The sequence below is a fragment of the Flavobacterium sp. genome (genome assembly GCF_044376915.1).
GTDB lineage: Bacteria > Bacteroidota > Bacteroidia > Flavobacteriales > Flavobacteriaceae > Flavobacterium.
In genome coordinates, this window is the sequence record NZ_JBILKB010000005.1 from 1 (window position 1) to 21,964 (window position 21,964).

23 protein-coding genes, 1 tRNA gene and 1 other RNA gene are annotated in these 21,964 nt (G+C 33.2%); 15 read left to right on the plus strand and 10 right to left on the minus strand.

The window, feature by feature from the left end:
* On the minus strand, positions 1-663 hold a 663-nt coding region (locus ACIQ6Z_RS00865), incomplete at its 3' end, for a UDP-3-O-(3-hydroxymyristoyl)glucosamine N-acyltransferase (RefSeq protein WP_396209056.1).
* A 123-nt stretch (positions 664-786) separates the two neighbouring features.
* Positions 787-2,022 (minus strand): HD domain-containing protein, encoded by a 1,236-nt coding sequence (locus ACIQ6Z_RS00870; RefSeq protein WP_396209057.1) that lies wholly within the window; start codon positions 2,020-2,022, stop codon positions 787-789.
* A 132-nt stretch (positions 2,023-2,154) separates the two neighbouring features.
* On the opposite strand from ACIQ6Z_RS00870, the gene ACIQ6Z_RS00875 reads away from it, so the two are divergent.
* The 5 genes from ACIQ6Z_RS00875 to ACIQ6Z_RS00895 all read left to right on the plus strand — a co-directional run bounded on the left by ACIQ6Z_RS00875 (position 2,155) and on the right by ACIQ6Z_RS00895 (position 6,028).
* A complete protein-coding gene (locus ACIQ6Z_RS00875; RefSeq protein WP_396209058.1) occupies positions 2,155-3,711 on the plus strand; it encodes a PglZ domain-containing protein in 1,557 nt (518 codons plus the stop codon).
* Between the two features lie 10 nt (positions 3,712-3,721).
* A complete protein-coding gene (gene tsaE, locus ACIQ6Z_RS00880) occupies positions 3,722-4,135 on the plus strand; it encodes a tRNA (adenosine(37)-N6)-threonylcarbamoyltransferase complex ATPase subunit type 1 TsaE (protein WP_396209059.1) in 414 nt (137 codons plus the stop codon).
* Between the two features lie 80 nt (positions 4,136-4,215).
* A complete protein-coding gene (locus tag ACIQ6Z_RS00885) occupies positions 4,216-5,412 on the plus strand; it encodes an alanine dehydrogenase (protein WP_396209060.1) in 1,197 nt (398 codons plus the stop codon).
* Between the two features lie 72 nt (positions 5,413-5,484).
* Entirely contained in the window at positions 5,485-5,871 is a 387-nt protein-coding gene (locus tag ACIQ6Z_RS00890) for a DUF4258 domain-containing protein (protein WP_396209061.1), read from the plus strand.
* An 82-nt stretch (positions 5,872-5,953) separates the two neighbouring features.
* Positions 5,954-6,028, plus strand: a tRNA-Val gene (locus ACIQ6Z_RS00895).
* Between the two features lie 56 nt (positions 6,029-6,084).
* On the opposite strand, the gene ACIQ6Z_RS00900 is transcribed toward ACIQ6Z_RS00895, so the two are convergent.
* The gene (locus ACIQ6Z_RS00900) at positions 6,085-7,251 is read right to left on the minus strand and encodes a proline dehydrogenase family protein (protein WP_396209062.1); all 1,167 of its coding nucleotides are present in this window, start codon (positions 7,249-7,251) and stop codon (positions 6,085-6,087) included.
* Positions 7,252-7,344: 93 nt separating this feature from the next.
* On the opposite strand from ACIQ6Z_RS00900, the gene aroB reads away from it, so the two are divergent.
* From aroB to ACIQ6Z_RS00920, 4 genes are all read left to right on the plus strand, one after another.
* Positions 7,345-8,412 carry a 3-dehydroquinate synthase gene (gene aroB / locus ACIQ6Z_RS00905; protein ID WP_396209063.1) on the plus strand — a complete coding sequence of 356 codons (1,068 nt, stop codon included), beginning with the start codon at positions 7,345-7,347 and terminating at the stop codon, positions 8,410-8,412.
* Between the two features lie 287 nt (positions 8,413-8,699).
* Positions 8,700-10,109 (plus strand): arginine decarboxylase, encoded by a 1,410-nt coding sequence (locus ACIQ6Z_RS00910; RefSeq protein WP_396209064.1) that lies wholly within the window; start codon positions 8,700-8,702, stop codon positions 10,107-10,109.
* Between the two features lie 11 nt (positions 10,110-10,120).
* The gene (locus ACIQ6Z_RS00915; protein ID WP_396197253.1) at positions 10,121-11,095 is read left to right on the plus strand and encodes a deoxyhypusine synthase family protein; all 975 of its coding nucleotides are present in this window, start codon (positions 10,121-10,123) and stop codon (positions 11,093-11,095) included.
* A gap of 89 nt (positions 11,096-11,184) precedes the next feature.
* Positions 11,185-11,553 carry a DNA primase gene (locus ACIQ6Z_RS00920; protein ID WP_396209065.1) on the plus strand — a complete coding sequence of 123 codons (369 nt, stop codon included), beginning with the start codon at positions 11,185-11,187 and terminating at the stop codon, positions 11,551-11,553.
* A gap of 31 nt (positions 11,554-11,584) precedes the next feature.
* Here ACIQ6Z_RS00920 and ACIQ6Z_RS00925 read toward each other — a convergent pair whose 3' ends face one another.
* Genes ACIQ6Z_RS00925 through ACIQ6Z_RS00935 form a run of 3 tightly spaced genes read right to left on the minus strand, consistent with a single transcriptional unit; the run spans position 11,585 to position 13,829 of the window.
* Positions 11,585-12,094 carry a DinB family protein gene (locus ACIQ6Z_RS00925; RefSeq protein WP_396209066.1) on the minus strand — a complete coding sequence of 170 codons (510 nt, stop codon included), beginning with the start codon at positions 12,092-12,094 and terminating at the stop codon, positions 11,585-11,587.
* Positions 12,095-12,138: 44 nt separating this feature from the next.
* Positions 12,139-12,618, minus strand: a complete 480-nt coding sequence (locus ACIQ6Z_RS00930; protein WP_262318519.1) for an Lrp/AsnC family transcriptional regulator — start codon at positions 12,616-12,618, stop codon at positions 12,139-12,141.
* A gap of 56 nt (positions 12,619-12,674) precedes the next feature.
* On the minus strand, positions 12,675-13,829 hold the full coding sequence (locus tag ACIQ6Z_RS00935; protein ID WP_396209067.1) for a M14 family zinc carboxypeptidase: 1,155 nt from the start codon (positions 13,827-13,829) through the stop codon (positions 12,675-12,677).
* Between the two features lie 248 nt (positions 13,830-14,077).
* Between ACIQ6Z_RS00935 and ACIQ6Z_RS00940 the strand changes: the two genes are divergently transcribed.
* Entirely contained in the window at positions 14,078-14,524 is a 447-nt protein-coding gene (locus ACIQ6Z_RS00940) for a helix-turn-helix domain-containing protein (protein ID WP_396209068.1), read from the plus strand.
* Positions 14,525-14,531: 7 nt separating this feature from the next.
* On the opposite strand, the gene ACIQ6Z_RS00945 is transcribed toward ACIQ6Z_RS00940, so the two are convergent.
* Positions 14,532-15,089 (minus strand): 1-acyl-sn-glycerol-3-phosphate acyltransferase, encoded by a 558-nt coding sequence (locus ACIQ6Z_RS00945; RefSeq protein WP_396209069.1) that lies wholly within the window; start codon positions 15,087-15,089, stop codon positions 14,532-14,534.
* Between the two features lie 57 nt (positions 15,090-15,146).
* Between ACIQ6Z_RS00945 and ACIQ6Z_RS00950 the strand changes: the two genes are divergently transcribed.
* The gene (locus ACIQ6Z_RS00950; RefSeq protein WP_396209070.1) at positions 15,147-15,809 is read left to right on the plus strand and encodes a spermidine synthase; all 663 of its coding nucleotides are present in this window, start codon (positions 15,147-15,149) and stop codon (positions 15,807-15,809) included.
* Complete coding sequence (locus ACIQ6Z_RS00955) at positions 15,809-16,516, plus strand: potassium channel family protein (protein WP_396209071.1); 708 nt, start codon at positions 15,809-15,811, stop codon at positions 16,514-16,516. Before ACIQ6Z_RS00950 ends, ACIQ6Z_RS00955 begins: the two co-directional genes overlap by 1 nt.
* On the opposite strand, the gene kdsB is transcribed toward ACIQ6Z_RS00955, so the two are convergent.
* Together kdsB and ACIQ6Z_RS00965 are read right to left on the minus strand one after the other, a co-directional pair.
* Positions 16,513-17,241, minus strand: a complete 729-nt coding sequence (kdsB, locus tag ACIQ6Z_RS00960; protein ID WP_396209072.1) for a 3-deoxy-manno-octulosonate cytidylyltransferase — start codon at positions 17,239-17,241, stop codon at positions 16,513-16,515. The two genes, ACIQ6Z_RS00955 and kdsB, sit on opposite strands and share 4 nt — an antisense overlap.
* Before the next feature lie 28 nt (positions 17,242-17,269).
* A complete protein-coding gene (locus ACIQ6Z_RS00965) occupies positions 17,270-18,694 on the minus strand; it encodes an ATP-dependent RecD-like DNA helicase (RefSeq protein ID WP_396209099.1) in 1,425 nt (474 codons plus the stop codon).
* A gap of 86 nt (positions 18,695-18,780) precedes the next feature.
* Here ACIQ6Z_RS00965 and ACIQ6Z_RS00970 point away from each other — a divergent pair, with 86 nt between their 5' ends.
* Both ACIQ6Z_RS00970 and rsmD read left to right on the plus strand, forming a co-directional pair.
* The gene (locus ACIQ6Z_RS00970; RefSeq protein ID WP_396209073.1) at positions 18,781-19,641 is read left to right on the plus strand and encodes a DUF3822 family protein; all 861 of its coding nucleotides are present in this window, start codon (positions 18,781-18,783) and stop codon (positions 19,639-19,641) included.
* Positions 19,638-20,204 (plus strand): 16S rRNA (guanine(966)-N(2))-methyltransferase RsmD, encoded by a 567-nt coding sequence (gene rsmD / locus ACIQ6Z_RS00975; RefSeq protein ID WP_396209074.1) that lies wholly within the window; start codon positions 19,638-19,640, stop codon positions 20,202-20,204. Before ACIQ6Z_RS00970 ends, rsmD begins: the two co-directional genes overlap by 4 nt.
* 7 nt (positions 20,205-20,211) lie before the next feature.
* On the opposite strand, the gene rnpB is transcribed toward rsmD, so the two are convergent.
* Positions 20,212-20,532, minus strand: an RNA gene (gene rnpB, locus ACIQ6Z_RS00980) — RNase P RNA component class A.
* 162 nt (positions 20,533-20,694) lie between these two features.
* Between rnpB and dnaX the strand changes: the two genes are divergently transcribed.
* Positions 20,695-21,768 carry a DNA polymerase III subunit gamma/tau gene (gene dnaX / locus ACIQ6Z_RS00985; RefSeq protein ID WP_396209075.1) on the plus strand — a complete coding sequence of 358 codons (1,074 nt, stop codon included), beginning with the start codon at positions 20,695-20,697 and terminating at the stop codon, positions 21,766-21,768.
* Positions 21,769-21,964: the final 196 nt, after the last annotated feature.

Sequence of the window (21,964 nt, forward strand, 5' to 3'; positions counted from 1 at the left end):
TGTTGCTCTATCTATAGTTGTACACGAACCAATTTCTACATCGTCTTCAATAATGACATTTCCAATTTGAGGTACTTTTTTATAGGTTCCATCTTCTTGTGGAGCGAATCCAAAACCATCTGATCCGATAATGGTTCCCGAATGGATCGTACAATTTGATCCCATAACCGTTTCTGAATAGATTCGAACTCCCGCAAAGAAAACACAATTATCACCAATGCTAACATTATCACCAATAAAGCTATTTGGATAAATTTTTACATTGTTACCTATGGTTACATTTTTTCCGATGTAACAAAAACTTCCCAAATACAAATCGGTACCATATACAACTCCCTCAGAAATAACAGAAGGTTGCTCAATACCCGATTTCATTAACTTAACCTGATTGTAGTATTCTAATAACTTTGAAAAAGATTGATAGGCATCCTCAACTTTTATTAATGTAGTCGTAATTACTTGCTCAGGCACAAAAGTAGCATTAACTATAGTAATAGTAGCTTGGGTAGTATAAATGAAAGGGATGTATTTTGGGTTGGCCAAAAAAGTTAAAGAACCTTCTGTACCTTCTTCAATTTTAGCTAATTTATAAACCTCTGCACTCGGATCTCCAACTACTTCTCCTTCTAATATACCGGCTATTTGCGCTGCTGTAAATTTCATTTATTTTGGATATTTATTTCGTAAATACTTACGAAATGATACATATAAAACGACTCAAAACTATCAAATATACAACTTTGAGATTTTTTATAGGTGCAAAAATATAAAAATTAAATTAAACTGTTAAATTCCAAGCACTACTTTTGGAAAACAAACGTAATATTTTGTTACTTCTTTGGATAAGGCTTTCAAGTACATTTGATCGGAAGCTTCAACAACATCTTCAATACTATTATCCTTTTTCAAAATATAAATTGGTGCGCTTGACTTACTGTAAGCTTGATTTTTAAGTTTTCCTTTAAATACAAAATAATCAGCTTCTTTTTCTGATAGAGAAGCCAAGTTCATGAATTTGTTTTTTAAGGCTTGTATTTCCGATTTATCTTGTTTATCTTCTGTAATTTGAATCTTTAATAAATCCCTGTTCAAAACCATACGACACAAATTTTGTAAAACATAATCATCATGGAATTGCCATGCTTTTATGGCACCCATTATATCATAATCATCCAAATGTGAAAAGTTATTTAATGTAACAGCATCAAAGTCCGACAATGCTATTTTATGCGTCATGAAAAATTGTAACGACACGCTACAAGGCAATTCAATTCCATTTTGAGACAACTCTTTTGCACGTTTTAATATCTTGGTCAATATCAATTCGGCGACCACACTCGTCTTGTGTAGATAGGCTTGCCAATACATTAATCGTCTCGCAACCAAAAATTTTTCAACCGAATAAATTCCTTTTTCTTCAATTACTAAAACATCGTCCTTCACATGCATCATTTGAATTAATCGATCACTATTTATATTACCTTCGGCAACCCCACTATAAAAACTATCTCTTTTTAAATAATCCATGCGATCCATATCCAACTGACTTGAAATCAATTGCAACATAAATTTTCGAGGATAAACTCCTTTGAACACTTGAATTGCTAAATCCAATTTACCATCAAACTCACGGTTCAATTGTTCCATAAATAGTAAAGAAAGTTGTTCATGGTGTACCTCTTCCACAATACTATGTTCCATAGCATGGCTAAAGGGTCCGTGTCCTATATCGTGAAGCAGTATTGCAATATATAAAGCTTCTTCTTCTTCTACAGAAATACTAACACCTTTAAATTGAAGGGTTTGTACTGCTTTTTGCATAATGTGCATACAACCTAGCGCATGATGAAATCTTGTGTGATGAGCCCCTGGATAGACTAAATAGGACATACCCATTTGTGAAATACGTCGCAATCTTTGGAAATAGGGATGCTGAATTAAATCATAAATGAAAGCATTCGGTATGGTAATAAAACCGTAAATGGGATCGTTAAAGATTTTGAGTTTATTCGTTTGGCTCACAACAGTATATTTAGTGTAACAAATGTAAGTAATTTTCCCAACAGAATTGTTTAAAACTATTCCAATAATTTATACTAATTTTAGTATTATCGTCGTTTAATAAATAGTAAATTGCAAACAAATACAAAAAATATGAGCCAAATAAAAATCCTTTGGGTTGATGATGAAATTGATCTGCTTACACCCCATATTCTATTTTTGGAAAAGAAAAACTATGTGGTAACCACCTGTAATAACGGTCAAGATGCCATTGATTTATTTGAGAGTGAAAATTTTGACGTCGTTTTTCTAGATGAAAATATGCCCGGTTTAAGTGGCTTAGAAACATTGGCTGAACTAAAAGAAAAAAAATCTTCAATCCCGGTAATTATGATTACCAAAAGTGAAGAAGAATATATCATGGAGGAAGCTATCGGTTCTAAAATTGCAGATTATTTGATTAAACCCGTAAATCCAAATCAGATTTTGTTGAGTTTGAAAAAAAATTTAGATCATTCGCGATTGATTTCTGAAAAAACCACTTTAGATTATCAAAAAGAATTTCGAAATATAGCCATGGATATGGGAAGTGTTCGCACCTATGAAGATTGGGTTGAACTCTATAAAAAGTTATTGTTTTGGGAGCTTCAACTTGAAAATATTGAAGACCAAAGCATGGTAGAAATATTGGAAAGTCAGAAAGCTGAAGCCAATGCGCAATTTGGTAAATTCATAGAACGCAACTACGAAGATTGGTTTATTGATAAAACGAATAAACCCCAATTATCCCATGAAATTTTTGGGACGTATGTTGCACCCGAAATTCGAAAAAAAGACAAACCTATTCTTTTTGTGGTCATTGACAATTTACGCTATGATCAATGGAAAGCTTTTGAAAGTTTAATCAACAACCATTACAAGTTAGAAAAAGAAGTCAGCTATTTTTCTATTTTACCCACAGCTACGCAATATGCAAGAAATGCAATTTTTTCGGGTTTGACCCCATTTGAAATGGAACAAAAATTGCCTCAATATTGGAAAAATGACATTGATGAAGGAGGAAAAAATCAATTTGAAGCCGAGTTTTTAATAGATCAATTGAAACGTTTGGGATTGAACATAAAGCAGGAATATTATAAAATAACCAATTTTGCAGCCGGAAAAAAGTTAGCCGATAATTTCAAATCCTTAAAAGGAAATGATCTTACCACCATTGTCTATAATTTTGTTGACATGCTATCGCATGCAAAAACCGAAATGGATGTGGTCAAAGAACTTGCTTCAAACGACAAAGCCTATCGATCGTTAACGGTAAGTTGGTTTAAGAATTCGCCTCTACTAGAGATGATTCAGCAAGCACAACAACTTGGTTTCCGATTGATATTAACCACCGATCATGGGACCATCAATTGTAAGAATCCATCCAAAGTAATTGGTGATAAAAACACAAGCTTAAATCTTCGATACAAAACCGGACGAAGCTTAACCTATGAAGATAAAGATGTTTTCGCCGTAAAAGATCCAAAAAAAATCGGACTTCCCACGTTGAACATGAGTAGTTCTTATATTTTTGCAAAAAATGATTTATTTTTGGCCTATGTAAACAATTTTAATCATTACGTGAGTTATTACCGCAATACTTACCAACACGGAGGTATTTCACTGGAAGAAATGGTTATTCCTTTTTTAATTTTTGAGCCTCGAAAATAGTATATTACACATGATAATTCGATTTAGTTTAGAAGAAATAAATGCAGTGGCCAAACAAATTTTGGCAGTCCCATCTTTAAAGAAAGTAATTACCTTTCACGCCCAAATGGGTGCGGGAAAAACCACACTAATAAAAGAAATAGTAAAAGAATTAGGAGTTAAAGACAATTCGAGTAGCCCTACTTTTTCATTGGTAAATGAATATAGAACCCACCGTGGTGAAATTGTATACCATTTTGATTTGTATCGCTTAAACTCGGAAGAAGAAGGATATGACATGGGATTGGACGAATATTTTTATTCCGACGATTGGTGTTTCATTGAATGGCCCGAAAAAACCCCCAATTTAATTCCTATTGATCATGCACATATTTCAATAAAGGTATTAGCCGACGGAAAGAGAGAGTTGGTTTTAAATAATTAGCTAACCTATAAGTAATTTATTGTATAGCAGTTTTTTAATACAAAAATTATTAGTAATTTTCCCGTTTAAAATCTAATGTCATGGCAATCTATAGTCCTTTTTCAACATCGCAATTACTTCCACAAGAAGAAAAATTAGAAGTAGCCCGACACAAAAGTGAATTATTTATTGGTATTCCTAAAGAAACTTCTTATCAAGAACGCCGCATTTGTTTGACTCCAGATGCTGTATCTTCATTGGTTTATCATGGGCACCGTGTCATGATAGAAGCAGGCTCAGGAGAAAACTCAAGTTATTCCGACCAAGAATATAGTAATGCTGGAGCTGAAATTACCCAAGACACAAAAAAAGTATTAGCATGTCCCATGATTTTAAAAGTGGAACCTCCTACGCTATCGGAAATTGAAATCATGCATCCGCAAACCATTGTTATTTCAGCTATTCAATTAAAAACTCAAAAAAAAGATTATTTTGAAGCATTGGCGGCTAAACGCATTACCGCTTTAGCTTTTGAATTTATAAAAGATGAAGACGGTTCCTATCCAGCTGTAAAATCACTCTCCGAAATTGCAGGAACGGCCTCGATCCTAATTGCCTCTGAATTGATGATTGGAGAAAATATTGGTAAAGGACTGTTATTTGGAAACATTACAGGAGTACCTCCCACAAAAGTCGTTATCATTGGCGCAGGAACTGTTGCCGAATTTGCTGCCAGAACCGCTTTAGGCCTTGGCGCTAATGTCGAAGTTTTTGACAATTCTATTACAAAATTACGTCGTCTACAAAATACCTTAAACCAACGCATTTTTACATCTACCATACAAGATAAATCCTTATTAAAAGCTTTGCGTCGATGCGATGTGGCGATTGGTGCGATGAAAGGTAAAAATCGTGCACCCATTGTAGTAACAGAAACCATGGTAGAACACATGAAAAAAGGAGCTATAGTTGTCGATGTAAGTATCGATACAGGGGGTTGTTTTGAAACTTCTGAAATAACAACTCATGAAAAACCAACTTTTATTAAAAATGGTGTAATCCATTATTGTGTACCAAATATACCGTCACGCTATTCTAAAACGGCTTCTATGTCAATTAGTAATATCATTTCACCTTTCTTATTGCAAATCGCTGAAGATGGTGGTATCGAAAGTGCTATTCGATGTAATTTAGGGCTAAAACACGGTATTTATAGCTACCACGGTTTATTGACCAACAAAGCCATAGCAGATTGGTTTGACTTAGAGCACAGAGACATCAATTTAATTGTTTTTTAATTTCGTTAATTCTACAACTTCAAGAGTTATTTTAACTGTAATTTATAGTAAATTTGTACAAAATTATTAGGTATGAAATTTCAGTTTCGTTTAGCGTATTATATTTTTGGATTATTCCTAGGGGCAGTTTTTGTGATGTGGTTTTTAAAAGCAAAAGCAACCGATCGTGGTGTCGAATTTTGTTATTTACCCAATTGCCGAGTATTAAAAGACTTGCGAAGCAAATCCTTAGTAATTGATTCGCTTGCACAGCATTCATTGGATGAAAAATGGGTTACAATCGACGATATAAGAAAAAGTTTGACCTACGGAGATGTTGATTTTGAAAAAAGTAACGAACCTTATAGAAAAGGTAAAATATATATTATCGAAGGTAAAACTTCTAAGAATGAAGACATTACTATTACAATGATCAATTATACAGAACGGGTACTGTTGGAAAAGATTGAAAAAAAATAATTTTTTTTCGCAAATCACTTGTAGAAATAAATTATCGGTGTATATTTGCACTCGCAATACACAAAATGTATAGCATGTATTGGGGCGATTAGCTCAGCTGGTTCAGAGCACCTCGTTTACACCGAGGGGGTCGGGGGTTCGAACCCCTCATCGCCCACAAAAAAAGCACTTCAACTGAAGTGCTTTTTTTATTTACATAAGATCTATTTGATTTTACAGTTTTCTCCGCTTTTTTTCTTTTTCTATAAGGGTAAGCTCTCTACTGGTTTGACCTGCTACCGAAGTATTTTCTTCTGCTCTACGAATCAAATAAGGCATCACATCACGTACCGGACCAAAAGGCAAGTATTTGGCTACATTGTAATTGTGAGCTGCCAAATTAAAACTAATATTATCACTCATTCCTAATAATTGCCCGAAAAAGATACGCTTGTCATCTTTGGCAATTCCATTTTCATTAAGCAATTGCATTAATTTATAAGAGCTTTCCTCATTATGAGTTCCCGCAAAAATTGCCATTTGATTCAAATGTTCAACCATATACAAAACAGCAGCATTGTAATTGATATCGGTAGCATCTTTTGAAACACAAATTGGCGATTGCAATCCTTTAGCTGCAGCACGATCGTTTTCTTTCTCCATATAGGCTCCACGCACCAATTTCATTCCAATATGAAATCCTTCCGTTTTTGCTAGTTCATGCAATTGTTTTAAATAATCCAAACGGTCCCAACGGTACATTTGTAAGGTATTAAAAACAATAGCTTTTTGTTTGTTATAAGTTCGCATCATATCGGTAACAATTGCATCCGCAGCATCTTGCATCCAACTTTCCTCTGCATCTATTAACAAGAAGACATCATTTTCAAATGCGGCTTTGCAGGCTGTATCAAAACGAGTAATTATGCGTTGCCATTCGGCTTCTTCTGCTACAGTTAAATTAGTCTTTTCTCCTACTTTTTCGTATAAATCAATACGTCCAAAACCAGTGGGCTTAAATACTGCAAAAGGAATCGCTTCTCGTTCTTTAGCAAATGTTATGGTTTTCAATGTCATGGCTAGGGCTGCGTCAAACTGGGCCTCTTCTTCTTTTCCTTCAACAGAATAATCCAAAACAGAAGATACTCCTTTTGTAAACATTTTATCGACCACTTTCAAACAGTCTACTTCGTTTACACCTCCACAAAAATGATCAAAAACAGTAGCACGAATTAATCCTTCTACTGGCAAATGGGCCTTTAGTGCAAAATGAGTAACTGCAGTTCCAATTTTAACTAGTGGCTGGCTACCAATCATTTTAAATAAGAAGTAAGCTCTTTTTAACTCCGTGTCACTTTTTAAAGAAAAGGCAACTTGAGTATTGTCAAATATTTTATTCATGATATTTTGATAAAAAGTGACACAAATATACATCGGTTTTTACGAATTATAAATAAAAATTACCTTATTTTGCAATAAAATTCAAGCTTTCATATGCAAACTATTTCTGGAAACAATTACGATATTTTTTTTGGAGCTAAAGGATATGAATCCCTAGCCACTATTCTCCTTCCTTCGCACTATTCAAAGATTTTTATTTTAGTGGATGAAAATACATCTCAATATTGTTTGCCTTATTTTTTGAGCAATTTGGCAACCGATATCGAAATTGAAATTATCGAATTAGAAGCTGGAGAATTGCATAAAAATATTACGACCTGTACAGAAGTTTGGGGCGCATTATCTGAATTAAGAGCTGATCGTAAGAGCATTGTGTTAAATTTAGGCGGTGGCGTAATTTCTGATTTGGGTGGATTTGTAGCTTGTACATTTATGAGGGGAATAGATTTCATAACGATTCCCACTACCCTATTAAGTATGGTTGATGCAGCTATTGGCGGTAAAAACGGAGTAGATCTTGAGCATTTAAAAAATCAAATTGGTCTCATTCGTGAACCCAAAGCAGTTATCATAGATACCCAATTTTTATCGACACTTCCAGCAAATGAAATGCGTTCGGGATTAGCAGAAATGTTAAAACATGGGTTGATTTATGATGCAGAACATTGGAATAAATTTAAAAATCTAAAGACTTTAAATACAGATTATTTGGAGGAATTAATTCATCGTTCCATTCAAATAAAAAACGAAATTGTTTTGCAAGACATCTACGAATCAAATGTTCGAAAAGTTTTAAACTTTGGACATACGCTAGGACACGCAATTGAAAGTTATTTTCTCGCAAAAAATAATGAAACAACACTTCTTCACGGAGAAGCTGTTGCTGCCGGGATGATTTTAGAGAGTTTTCTTTCTAAAGAACAGAAACTTCTTTCCCAAGAAGATTATCAGGAAATAAAATACATCATAAATGAACTATTTGAGCGCATTTCATTTTCAAATGAAACCATTGCAACCATTATTGATTTACTGCATTTTGATAAAAAAAACACCTTCGGTGAGATTCAATTTGTACTGTTGGAAAAAATTGGAACGGCAACTATCAATAGAAATGTAGATAAAACATTGATTTACAAGGCTTTTGAAGATTATAAGTGTTAAATTATTTTTTAAAGTAACTTTTCAATTTTAGCTATTTTATTTTTTAACTTTGCCCTAATGAAAGAAGATAAAAATAATACGTTTCGTAAGCAATTACGCAATAATAGAACTGCAAACCGCTCTGTTATTGCTCGCTTTACTTTTTCTTTTCGTTGCATAGATTTTTTTCAATCCTCAAAAGCGTTCAGTGAAAATCTTTCCATTCGTTTTGCCAATCTTAGAGTTTGAAAATTATTATGAATCAAGCTTTCTTTTAATTCATAATTTTTTAAAACTAATTGTACAAAATGAACACAAAATATTACGACTTAATCAATCAAACTTTTTATTTTCCACAAGAAGAGTTTACTTTAAATAAAGATAATTTACAGTTTCACGGCATCGACTTAATGAAATTGGTTGAACAATATGGTACGCCATTAAAGTTTACCTATTTACCAAAGATTTCTCAAAACATCAATAAGGCTAAAATGTGGTTTAGAAACGCCATGGAAAAGCACGATTATGATGCCAAATACTACTATTGTTACTGTACCAAAAGTTCACACTTTGAGTTCATCTTAAATGAAGCATTGAAGAATAATATTCATATTGAAACTTCTTCTGCTTTTGACATCAACATCGTTGAAAATTTGATGGAGCAAGGTAAAATTAATAAAAGCACATTTATTGTATGTAATGGTTTCAAACGAGATCAATATGTCACCAATATTGCCAGAATAATCAACAACGGACATAAAAATACAATCCCAGTAATCGATAATTTTGAAGAATTGGACTTATTGCAAGAGCAAATCGATGGAAAGTTTAAAATTGGAATTCGTATTGCTGCAGAAGAAGAACCTAAATTTGAGTTTTATACCTCACGTCTAGGAATTGGATATAAAGATATTTTACCCTTCTACAGAAAACAAATTGCTGAAAATAAAAAGGTGGAACTAAAAATGCTACACTTTTTCATCAACGCAGGTATTCGTGATACAGCTTATTATTGGAACGAATTATTAAAGTGTATGAAAGTGTACATTGCTTTGAAAAAAGAATGTCCTTCATTAGATAGTTTAAATATTGGGGGTGGTTTTCCAATTAAAAACTCTTTAGCTTTTGATTACGATTACCAATATATGGTAGACGAAATCTTAAATCAGATTAAAATTGCATGTGATGATGCTGAAGTAGCCGTGCCTCATATTTTTACTGAGTTTGGCTCTTTCACTGTGGGAGAATCAGGCGGTGCTTTATACCAAGTATTGTATCAGAAGAAACAAAACGACAGAGAAAATTGGAACATGATCGATTCTTCATTCATCACTACGTTACCGGATACTTGGGCAATTAACAAACGCTTTGTAATGATGGCTGTAAACCGTTGGAACGACACCTACGAAAGAGTACTATTAGGCGGATTAACTTGTGATGGGGATGATTATTACAATTCTGAACAACACATGAATGCTGTTTATTTACCAAAATACAACAAAGAAAAACCATTATATATTGGTTTCTTTAACACAGGAGCGTATCAAGAAACGATAGGCGGTTTTGGCGGATTGCACCATTGTATTTTACCCCAACCTAAGCACATCTTAATCGATAAAGATAAAAACGGCATTATTGCCACCGAGGTTTTTTCAGAACAACAAAAAGCCGAGGAAGTATTAGAAATATTAGGATACAATAAAAATAAAGAAAAATAAAAAACGAAATAATGAGCAAAGGACCAATTAGTCAGTTTATTGAAAAACATTACCTTCATTTTAATTCTGCTGCATTAGTAGATGCTGCAAAAGGATATGAAGAACATTTATTAGACAATGGAAAAATGATGATTACTCTGGCTGGCGCTATGAGTACGGCCGAGTTAGGAAAATCACTAGCCGAAATGATACGTCAAGATAAAGTACACATTATTTCATGTACAGGTGCTAATTTGGAAGAGGATATCATGAATTTGGTGGCACATAATTCATACAAAAGAGTTCCTAATTATAGAGACTTAAGTCCGCAAGAGGAGTGGGATTTATTAGAAAATCATTACAATCGTGTAACCGATACCTGCATACCAGAAGAAGAAGCTTTTAGAAGATTGCAATCGCATTTGTTTGACATTTGGAACAACGCCGATTCAAAAGGTGAGCGATATTTTCCACACGAATTTATGTATCAAATGATAAATTCGGGCGTATTGAAACAATATTACGAAATTGATCCTGCAGATTCATGGATGGTTGCAGCTGCTGAAAAGAATTTACCAATTGTAGTTCCTGGATGGGAAGACAGTACGATGGGGAATATCTTCTCGTCCTATTGCATCAAAGGCGAATTCAAACCAACGACAATGAAAAGTGGAATCGAATACATGATGTGGTTAGCGGATTGGTATCCAAAAAATTGCGCAGGTAAAGGAATTGGATTTTTTCAAATTGGTGGAGGAATTGCAGGTGATTTCCCCATTTGTGTAGTTCCTATGTTATATCAAGACATGGAAATGCATGACGTGCCATTCTGGAGTTATTTTTGTCAAATTTCCGATTCAACCACAAGTTATGGGTCCTATTCTGGAGCCGTTCCAAACGAAAAAATCACATGGGGTAAATTAGACATTCATACACCAAAATACATTGTAGAGTCTGATGCTACGATAGTTGCACCCTTAATGTTTGCTTATATTTTAGGCTGGTAAAAAAAAATAAAAAAAATATTTCAAATTACTTGAAAATATAAGTTAAGGATATTACATTTGACGAAATTACAAGATTAAAAACTACCCCAATGAAAAGAGTTATTGTTGATTACGCAAAATTAACAAATGAAATCTTAACCCTACTAGTTGAGAAATTTCCAGATGGCTATGATGATTCAGATATCATTCGATTTAAAAATGCCAAAAATGAAACTGTAGAAGCTGTTGAAGTTCGTACTTCAGATACTATTTTTTTAGTTAAAGTAAGTACTAAGCTATCTGATCGAATTGAAAATTTTGATGAAGATGATATCATAACCGAAGAAGTGGTCGTTGATAAAATTGTAGGTCTTAAAGAATTAGATATTGATGATGAAGAAGAAAATGATGACGAGGAAGTTGCTAATGAATCTGAAGACATAGAAGACACAGAAGATGAAGATGAAGATGAAGAATAATAAAGGGAATTCGATTGAATTCCCTTTATTATTATAAATACCGTTCTATTATTATTTGTTTGTGGTGCAATTCATGCCCTAATACACAATAACCTATACCTCTTACGGATACACTTGCATTTGAAGCCGTTCCCAATTTTAATACATCTGATTCGGAAAATGAAGAAAACAAACTTATTGTTGCATCTCGTACATTTGCATATTCATCTAATAAGCTCTCAAATTCTCTTTCATTTGCTTGTGATGCCAACACAAATTCATTCTCATCAAATCCAGGTAAAGCTGTTGCATCGTTTCTTGCAATTCTTAACGCCCTGTAAGCAAAAATTCGTTCAGCATCAATCAAATGCAATAGCAAATCTTTTATCGTCCATTTACCCTCATCATATCTAAATTCTTGTTTAAAAACAGGAATCGAACTAAAGAAATGAATCATTTCCTCTTTTTGATCCTTTAATCCTTTTACTATATTTTGTTCCGAAACCAATTTGATGTAATTCATTTGATACGGAACATATTCATTTGCTTGCAGATTTTTCATCGTTCTATACGTATAAAAAAAGCCTCTATAAGAGGCTTTACATATTAAAGTTCTTTAAAAATAGTATGCATCAATCGCTTTTTGTCGTTGATACTTTCCTCTAAAGAAATCATGGTTTCTGTTCTGTAAACACCCTCAATATCATCAATCATAAAGATTACCTCTTTAGCGTGTTTTGTATCTTTAGCTCTGATCTTACAAAAAATATTAAACTTACCTGTTGTTACATGTGCAACTGTTACATAAGGAATTTGATTGATTCGTTCCAAAACAAATTTAGTTTGAGACGTATTGTGTAAAAACACACCTACATATGCAATAAAGGAATAGCCTAATTTCTCATAGTCTAACGTAAGTGAAGAGCCTTGAATAATACCTGCATCTTCCATCTTCTTAACTCTAACATGTACCGTTCCTGCAGAAATCAATAATTTCTTAGCAATATCTGTAAAGGGAACCCTAGTGTTATCAATTAACATGTCTAAAATTTGATGATCTACTTCATCTAAACGAAACTTGCTCATAGCGCTTATAATAAATGTTAAATTATTGATTTTTTATCAATACCGAAACAAATTTATTAAATTATTTTTAATCCGTTGTTAAATTTAATAGAATTATTGAGATCAAACGTAGCTTCTTCTTCAATTATTGGATAGGGTTTCCCGTTGGATGAAAAAAGCATTGATTCACAATCATATTCAACATGACCAAAATGATTCTCTAAATCAGAGATTTTAGAAATAACGGCTCGAAATTCAACTTTACCTGCTATTACCTCTTCACGGTATTGAGCAGCAAAGTTAATTATTTTTTCAACATTATTATCAATAATTTTGATATTTCTATAGATAATATCGAAAAAACATTTATTATTTTGAGGAATTCTCAAATATTTAGTCAAATCATTGTCAACTACAACGTTTTCGTTTTGCTTAAGAAAAGAAGCGACCAATGCCACAAAAACAAATTTTCTACTTTCATCTCTGTGGTAATCATTTGGATAATGTCCGGCTTCAAATAAAATTGTAGGCGTTTGCTGGGTTGTAAAATAATCACCCGTACAATTAACATTATAAGCGTCATCAAATCGCCCTATTTGATTGGGTAAATAAGAATTCAAAACATCTACCATACTCACAATAACATGGACAGCTTTCAATCGAGTGGAATTATATTGACAAGCAGCATCAAATGCTGGAGCTAAAAAGGAAATAGTTGCAGGACTATTAAATCCTACCGTTCCAAAAATAGTGCGTTGATCATGGAGGTTATAACAATAATCAGGTTTAAACTGTTCGTATGTGCGTTTCAGCAATTGCATTTCAGGTTGGGTTTCAGCAACAGCATCCCTATTTAAATCAATCCCATTTGCATTTTCTCGTGTATAAGCAAATGCGCCATCGGGATTCAACATCGGAATACACAATAAAGTATAGTTTGCTTTTATTTGATTTGCCAATTCGGTATCAGAAGTCAAAAAATTAAAGAAATCAAAAAGCCCTTTAGTAGTTGTTGATTCATTACCATGCATTTGCGACCAAATCAAAATTTTAGTCTTACCACTTCCAATTTTAACTTGATAAATACTTTTTTGCAAAACGGATTTTCCGACCTCTTTGAATTCAAAATGATCTGCAAAGGAATCCATTAAGGGAGCAATGATATCCAAATGAATATACTTTCCTTGTAAATCAGGAACTAAATATTTTGTGGCTAAAGCTAAAAAATCCATATATATTTATTGAAATACAAATGTAAAGAACTTTATTTTTACAAATGTAAACAATGTTTTAATTCACTTTTGTAATTAAATATATAAATTTAAAATTTAATTATTAAATTATTACAAATCAATATATTATGTAGTTTTAAATAAATTTTAAGTTTAAAATTTTTATTGCTAATTAATAACCCACTATTGGTTTATAAATAAATTTTTAATTACATTTGTAAACAATATCACCGACAATATTAGTTACAATGGTAAACATCGACGAATTCATCAAACGCTTGGAAATAGTTCTTGATTATTATAATTTATCTGCCTCAGCTTTTGCAGATAAAATAAACGTTCAGCGTTCTAGCTTATCTCACCTCCTATCAGGCAGAAACAAACCTAGTTTAGATTTTATCATTAAAGTAATTGAAGTGTTTCCAGAAGTGGATTTATATTGGATATTAAATGGTAAAGGGACTTTTCCAAAATCGGATAAAAATAGTACTGCTGAGTTTGTCAATTCTACTAATGAAATAGAAATCCCAAGCAGCCCAGCAATTTCTGAAAACGCATTGGATTTGTTTTCTACAGCACCACTGCCTACAAAAAAAGCACCCACAGCAAAAAATATAAATAATACTGCTCTGCCACAAATAGATCGTATAGTAATCTTTTTTTCGGATGGTACATTTAAAAATTACCAATCCTAAGTCACATTTATCTTCTGGGAATATAGCTTAAATCCGGGTTCTTACCCACTACTCCAATAAAATAAGATTCTAAGAATGTTATATCAGCTTGAATATCCCCTGTTGGATAAAAAGGTTGATGATACAAAACTACTTTCTTTTGGTAGTCAAAAGCAACGGGTACAATGGGCACATTAGCTTTCAAAGCGATGTAATAAAAACCCGTTTTCCACTGTGCAACTTTTTTTCGAGTACCTTCAGGTGCAATGGCCAATCGAAACACTTCGTTCTTTAAAAAAACAGCAGCAATAGCGTCTACTTTATTTTCATTTTTCTCTCTATTCAAAGGTCTTCCTCCAGTCCATCTGAAAAAATAATGGAAAGGAAAAACAAATAATTCTTTTTTGGCCACATAATTAATTTCAGTATTTAAAATGCCACGCGAAAAAATTCCTAAGAAAAAATCCCACCAACTGGTATGAGGAACAGCAATTAACACACACTTCTTTAGCTCAGGTGCAATTGTCCCTTCAACTTTCCAGCCCAACAGCGAGCAAAAAATAAAGCTGTATAGTTTTTGTTTCATAAGTTGTGAATTTATGGCAAAAATAAAATTATATTTACGATTACAAACAAAAATGAGATGATTAAGCGCTTATTTAGCTATTTAATACCTATAAAAGTCTTTGAAACACCATCTAACACAAGTTCCAACCTTGAAGTAACTTGGAATAATGGTAAATTGGTTTTGGATTCAAAACACACCAATTATTCGCATGGTAGTTTAGAAAAAGTGCTTGAAAAAGGCATGCAACACATTGGCTATTCGACTTTAAAAAATGTACAATCTACACTTTTACTAGGTGTTGCTGGTGGAAGCGCCATTAACTTACTACGAAATAAGATTCACAACAACGGTATCATTATTGGTGTTGACATTGATCCAAAGGTTATTGATATTGCAACAACTTACTTCAATCTGGGTAATTACCAAAATTTTGAAATAGTCATCCAAGATGCTCAAATCTTTATCGCTCAAAACAATCATAAATTTGACTTTGTTATTTTAGATATCTTTGAAGATGACGTAATGCCTAGCTTTTTATTTGAGTCAAATTTTATTGAAAACATCAAGCAATCTATGGCAAATAATAGTTGGATTTTGTTTAACTTTATGCTTTTAAATGATGTTGAAAGCAAACTGCATAAATTTACTACTGCTTTCCAAACTAAAGATTATAAAGTAACCACTTTAGTCAACGTTGAAACGTTTAATAAACTTATTGTTGTAAATAAAATAAGCTAATGAATACTATATTGCGTAAATTATTAGTGGGAAAAGTTTCTAGAAACTACAAACCTAAATTAAACCCTATTCAAAAAAGCCTCCTTAACATTAGAGCCATTTGGAACAACGACCATCAAGATGATAATGGAGTTGAAAAAATAGTTCGTCTATTTCTTTCATGTTCACAGTTACTTTTTCCAGGCATTTATATCAAATACCTAGCCTGTAAAAGAGGTTATGAATACCAAGATTTGGCTTTGGATTTTTATGTAGTTGGCAAAGTAGTTTTTCCTTTATTGACACTAATTTATGGATGGCAATCCAGTAGTTATATTGTCTGGCTTTTAGTTTATTTATTATTAGAAACAGTGTTATATATACCAACATTAATTTTTGCTTCCGATTCATTTTCTAAACCTCGTTCCTACAAACGGTCAATGCTCCTTTTGTTTTTTAATTATTTAGAAATTGTAATATCATTTGGCGTATTGTATACCCTTGGTGAAAATATGAACAAATCCTTCGCTCATTGGTTTGATCCCATCTATTTTAGCATGGTAAATTCTAGTTCGATTGGTTTTGGAGATTACTACCCCGTCACCACGTTTGGAAAAGCACTAGTAAGCTTGCAAGCCATGTTCTTTTTGTTTTTTGTAGTCTTGTTTTTAAATTTTTTCTCTACCAAAGTAAAGAGCAAAGGCTATTTTGGAGATACAGAAAATTAAGACCATATTTGTCTGGCTTTTTCTAAATCTTCCGGTGTATCGATTCCAATACTGCTATGGCTGGTTTCTATCATTCTGATGCGCTTTCCATATTCCAAATAACGCAGTTGCTCTAATTTTTCAGAAGCTTCTAACGACAACATAGGTAAACGGTAAAAATCAAGTAATGCTTCTTTTCGAAAGGCATAGATTCCGATATGTTTCATGTATCGAACCCCCACCTGCTCTTCTCTTGGATAAGGAATAACCGAGCGGGAAAAATACAAAGCAAAACCATGTTGGTCAGTTATGACTTTTACATTATTTGGATTGTTGATTTCTGCAACATCTTTAATTTCAAACATTAAAGAACCCAAATCAACTTTTTTAGCTGAATCATTCTTAAATACTTGAATCAATTCTTCTAAGGGTTTTTTATCGATAAAAGGTTCGTCACCCTGAACATTAACAACGAGATCTACTTCCATATCATGAACCGCTTCTGCGATACGATCACTGCCGCTCTCATGATCCTTTACAGAACGTATAGCTTTACCTCCATTCGCAACAATTTCATCTAAAATCAAATCCGAATCGGTCACCACAAACACATCGTCAAATAAATTTGTTTTCACAGCAGCTTCATAGGTTCTTAAAATAACCGTTTTTCCACACAAATCTTGCAGTAATTTAGCAGGAAAACGAGTAGAGGCATAACGAGCCGGAATAACAGCAATGATCTTCATTTTTTGAGAGTTTGATTTTACAAAAGTATTAATTTTTAAAATATTCGTCTTTAAATCCAATCAAATAAAGTTTTTCTTCGGCACGGGTAATAGCAGTATACAACCAACGCACATAATCAACATCAATACCATCGGGCAAATAGGGTTGTTCTACAAAAGCTGTTTTCCATTGACCACCTTGCGATTTATGACAGGTAATAGCGTACGAAAACTTTACTTGTAAGGCATTAAAATATTCGTTTTCTTTGACTTTTTGCAACTTTTTGTATTGTTGTCTTTCGTCTTCATAATCCAGTAATACTTCCTGATACAATTGATTGGATTGTTCATAGGTTAACGAAGGTGATTCACTAGTAATCGTATCCAACATCAAAATGGTATAAAAAGGCGCTTGATTGGGGTAATCCACCATCCTGATTTTTACAGTAGCAAATTTAAAACCATAGAGTTCTTGAATTTTTCTAATTTCCAATACCTCAATGATATCCCCATTAGCAATAAAACCGGCTTCTGTATCTTCTTTCAGCCAAAAATAATTATTCTTCACCACCATCAAATAATCCCCGGTGGAAAGTTCACTTTCCTTGGATAATATCGATGTTCGAATTTGCTGATTGTATTGATTGGCGCGTTTATTAGATCGGACAATAAAAACCGTGTCTTCTAATCCGTAATTATCATAGGCACTATGAATGGCATCCTGAATATCATAACCATCTTGTAGTCGAACAATATCTTTGAATCCGATCAAGTTAAACTGAAAAGTATCTATAAAATGAGAATCTAATAATTCGCGTAATTGCGTGGCATTATACAAAATACCAGACGTTTCCGCTTGACGCATTACTTCATCGAGTTCGATATGTTGTATGTTTTTCTGGTAGTTTAAAGAAAGTGTATGAATATCTAAAGCCGGGCTAACGGTCATGTTAACGGGAGGTAATTGAGCTGTATCACCTACCAAAAGTAGTTTACAATTGTTACCCGCTTCAACATAAAAGAAAAGATCATCAAGTAGCGAACCGTTGGCATATAACTTTGAATCTAGCGATGTATCAGAAATCATGGACGATTCATCTACTATAAAAATGGTGTTTTTAAATTTATTTTGTTGCAACGTAAAACTAACACCACCCCCCTTTGATTTTTTGGGAAAATAAATACGTTTATGAATGGTATAAGCAGGCTTTCCCGAATAGTTGCTGATTACCTTTGCCGCACGACCAGTTGGGGCTAATAAAACGCATTTCATATTTATGGTTTCCAAATGATTAATAACCGTAGAAATAATAGTTGTTTTACCAGTCCCAGCATACCCCTTCAAAACAAAAATTTCATCGTTTGAGGTATTGAACAGAAATACGGCAATTTTTTGAAAAAATAAATTTTGTTTTACAGTAGGCTGAAACAAAGAATTTTGAAGCAGTAACTTATAAAACACCGATGAAGTAATCATTTATAAAAAGAGGCTTTAATTAATTATCAAATATAGTGCTGATTTTATAAAAATAGCGATAGGATTAGAAAAAAATTGTAGCTTTGCCAATAGCAGTAAACGGTATTGTTTATGAATCAAGTTTGAATACTATGGTAATTTCTTCGAGTGACATCACGCAAAAAACGTACAAAAAATTAGTTTTTCAAGTTTCCTTGACTGAATTATCATTTTGTGTCATCGATTTAATTACACACAAAATATTGCACACGCAAGAAGTTCATTTTGAAAAAAACAAAGTAATAGAAGAACAGCTCTGGAGGGCGTTTGTAGATTTTTCAATTTTGGCCAACGCATATGACGAAGTGGTTGTATTACACAACAATAGTTTAAATGCTTTAGTACCAACATCATTATTTGACCCTGCTTTTTTAGCCAGTTATTTACAATACAACATCAAAGTTTTTGAAACGGATTTCTTTGCATACGATACACTTCTACCCTATGAGATTAATAATGTTTATGTCCCTTTCATGAATATTAATAACTTTTTATTGGACCAATTTGAAAGTTTTGATTATAAAAACAGTAACTCTATCTTGCTAAAGAAGTGTTTAGAATTTTCTAAAAACAAAGAAGAAAAACTGGTTTTTGTTCATGTACAAAAAGAACATTTTGAATTGGTAGTTGTAAAAAATCAAGAACTTTTATTATTCAATTCGTTTCAATATACTACTGCTGAAGACTTTATTTATTATTTGCTATTTACTTGCGAACAATTGCAGTTGAATCCAGAAACAGTTACTGTAAAATTATTAGGAAAATGTAGTGAAGAAGATGCCCTTTATAAAATGGCCTTTACATACATTCGAAATTGTTCTTTATTCGAAGTAGCACACTTAACTGCCGGATTGGATGTGTCAGAAACAGCACTTCGAAATCACTTTATTCTATACCATTCATGAGAATTATTTCTGGTAAACACAAAGGTCGGCGATTAGTAGCTCCAAAAAACCTTCCGGTTCGTCCAACGACAGATATGTGTAAAGAATCTTTATTTAATATTTTAAATAACTATTTTAATTTTAACGGGTTAAAAGTATTGGATTTATTTTCAGGGACTGGAAATATTAGTTATGAATTTGGCTCTCGTGGGGCGGGCCCCATAACTAGCGTTGATGGCGATTTTGGTTGTGTGAATTTCATAAAAAAAACCGCATCCGATTTAGACTTAGACATTACAGCCTTAAAAAGTGATGCCTTTAAATTTTTAGAAAAAAGCAAAACCTCTTACGATATTATTTTTGCGGATCCACCTTATGACCTGGGTCAGGAACAATTTGAAAAAATCATCCAACTCATTTTTGAAAATGAATTGTTAGAGGAAGAAGGAATGTTAATTGTGGAACATTCAAAGCATACGAAACTAGATCATATGATGAATTTTTCTTTCGCTAAAAACTATGGCGGTTCGGTATTTTCCTTTTACGAATTGGAAAGTGACGAAGAAGAATCTTTAGAAGACTAAGAAGATTAAAAAAAGCAGACCTATAAGCCGGATTCTGTCTCCGATATTCGGAGCCTTATCATTTATCTAGATCATACATTACTGCATGACTCAAGCTGCCTACCCTTCAGCATCGAACGAGTCGCCCTTATTCTAATTGCTCAGAAACTGCTGATTTACTTGACATTTCACCGCATAGAGTTTACCTGGTTTCACTACAGCATTATCTGTACATACTTTCTGTTGCACTGGTCCTCACCTTTCGATGGACGGGCGTTACCCGCTATGCTACTCTTTGGTGTCCGGACTTTCCTCTCCAAACAAGTGGAGCGATAAGGCGGTCTGCGTTGCAAATTTAGAGTTTAGAATTTAGAATTTAGAGGTTAATCCAAATTATTTTTATTTATCCTAATGCTATTGTGAATAACTTGTACACAACTTCTTTTGTTTTTGGAAATATGAACTTGTTTTTTGGCACTGCCCTACTTATATTTGTAAATCAATCTGTAATATGGAACAATTTATAGTATCAGCCCGAAAATACCGTCCACAAACATTTAAAGATGTTGTGGGGCAACAGGCTATTACCAATACGTTGTTGAATGCAATAGAAACCAATCACTTAGCACAAGCATTATTGTTTACGGGCCCACGTGGGGTAGGCAAAACCACTTGTGCGCGTATATTGGCTCGAAAAATTAATCAAGAAGGTTATGATGATCCGTATGAAGATTTTTCGTTCAATGTATTTGAATTGGATGCTGCTTCAAATAATGGAGTAGATGATATCAGAAGCATTATAGACCAAGTTAGAATACCACCACAAACTGGAAAATATAAAGTTTATATTATTGATGAGGTACACATGCTTTCGCAAGCTGCTTTTAATGCCTTTCTAAAAACATTAGAAGAACCACCAAAACATGCCATTTTCATTTTAGCTACGACTGAAAAACATAAAATTATTCCAACGATATTATCGCGTTGTCAAATTTTTGATTTCAAACGAATTACGGTCAAAGACGCCAAAGATCATTTGGCTGAAATTGCAAAAGAACAAGGTGTTGCTTTTGAAGACGATGCGTTGCACATCATTGCTCAAAAAGCAGATGGCGCTATGCGTGATGCACTATCTATTTTTGACAGAGTGGTTTCATATTGTGGAAACAACCTAACAAGACAAGCTGTTACTGAGAATTTAAACGTCTTGGATTTTGAATATTATATCAACATCACGGATTTAATTTTAGAAAATAAAATTCCTGATCTTTTGATGGCATATAATGATATTCTGGCTAAAGGTTTTGACGGACATCATTTTATAGCTGGTTTGGCTTCTCATTTTAGAAATTTGTTGGTCTGCAAAAACCCAGCTACGCTATCGCTTTTAGAAGCCGGAGAACAAGCACAAGCGTTATATTCCGCACAATCACATAAAGCCATGCATGACTTTTTAATCAAAGGAATTGAGTTGGCCAACGAATGTGATCTAAAATTCAAAGTGAGTCAAAATCAACGATTGTTAGTCGAACTTTGCCTTATGCAATTAGCCTCCATCACCTTTGATGGAGAAAAAAAAAAGTAGCTAAATTTATTATTCCCGCTACCCACTTTAAAAACAACACCTACTCTATTGTTGAGGTTAAACCTGCTGTTGCAATTATTCAGGAATCACAAAACACTGTTTCAGTTGCGCAAACAATTGAATTAACATCTACACCCGAACCCGTTACTGAAAAAATTGATCTGCCAGAAATACCAAAGCCAGTTCTTCTCAACTT

Bases quoted from the DNA above. Each gene is read 5' to 3' on its own strand.
- ACIQ6Z_RS00950 (WP_396209070.1), top strand. From the start codon at position 15,147: ATGATTAAGCGCTTATTTAGCTATTTAATACCTATAAAAGTCTTTGAA.
- ACIQ6Z_RS00900 (WP_396209062.1), bottom strand. From the start codon at position 7,251: ATGAATAAAATATTTGACAATACTCAAGTTGCCTTTTCTTTAAAAAGT.
- ACIQ6Z_RS00885 (WP_396209060.1), top strand. From the start codon at position 4,216: ATGGCAATCTATAGTCCTTTTTCAACATCGCAATTACTTCCACAAGAA.
- ACIQ6Z_RS00930 (WP_262318519.1), bottom strand. From the start codon at position 12,618: ATGAGCAAGTTTCGTTTAGATGAAGTAGATCATCAAATTTTAGACATG.
- ACIQ6Z_RS00935 (WP_396209067.1), bottom strand. From the start codon at position 13,829: ATGGATTTTTTAGCTTTAGCCACAAAATATTTAGTTCCTGATTTACAA.
- tsaE (WP_396209059.1), top strand. From the start codon at position 3,722: ATGATAATTCGATTTAGTTTAGAAGAAATAAATGCAGTGGCCAAACAA.
- rsmD (WP_396209074.1), top strand. From the start codon at position 19,638: ATGAGAATTATTTCTGGTAAACACAAAGGTCGGCGATTAGTAGCTCCA.
- ACIQ6Z_RS00920 (WP_396209065.1), top strand. From the start codon at position 11,185: ATGAAAAGAGTTATTGTTGATTACGCAAAATTAACAAATGAAATCTTA.
- dnaX (WP_396209075.1), top strand. From the start codon at position 20,695: ATGGAACAATTTATAGTATCAGCCCGAAAATACCGTCCACAAACATTT.
- ACIQ6Z_RS00875 (WP_396209058.1), top strand. From the start codon at position 2,155: ATGAGCCAAATAAAAATCCTTTGGGTTGATGATGAAATTGATCTGCTT.
- aroB (WP_396209063.1), top strand. From the start codon at position 7,345: ATGCAAACTATTTCTGGAAACAATTACGATATTTTTTTTGGAGCTAAA.
- ACIQ6Z_RS00945 (WP_396209069.1), bottom strand. From the start codon at position 15,089: ATGAAACAAAAACTATACAGCTTTATTTTTTGCTCGCTGTTGGGCTGG.
- ACIQ6Z_RS00955 (WP_396209071.1), top strand. From the start codon at position 15,809: ATGAATACTATATTGCGTAAATTATTAGTGGGAAAAGTTTCTAGAAAC.
- kdsB (WP_396209072.1), bottom strand. From the start codon at position 17,241: ATGAAGATCATTGCTGTTATTCCGGCTCGTTATGCCTCTACTCGTTTT.
- ACIQ6Z_RS00890 (WP_396209061.1), top strand. From the start codon at position 5,485: ATGAAATTTCAGTTTCGTTTAGCGTATTATATTTTTGGATTATTCCTA.
- ACIQ6Z_RS00925 (WP_396209066.1), bottom strand. From the start codon at position 12,094: ATGAAAAATCTGCAAGCAAATGAATATGTTCCGTATCAAATGAATTAC.
- ACIQ6Z_RS00915 (WP_396197253.1), top strand. From the start codon at position 10,121: ATGAGCAAAGGACCAATTAGTCAGTTTATTGAAAAACATTACCTTCAT.
- ACIQ6Z_RS00910 (WP_396209064.1), top strand. From the start codon at position 8,700: ATGAACACAAAATATTACGACTTAATCAATCAAACTTTTTATTTTCCA.
- ACIQ6Z_RS00940 (WP_396209068.1), top strand. From the start codon at position 14,078: ATGGTAAACATCGACGAATTCATCAAACGCTTGGAAATAGTTCTTGAT.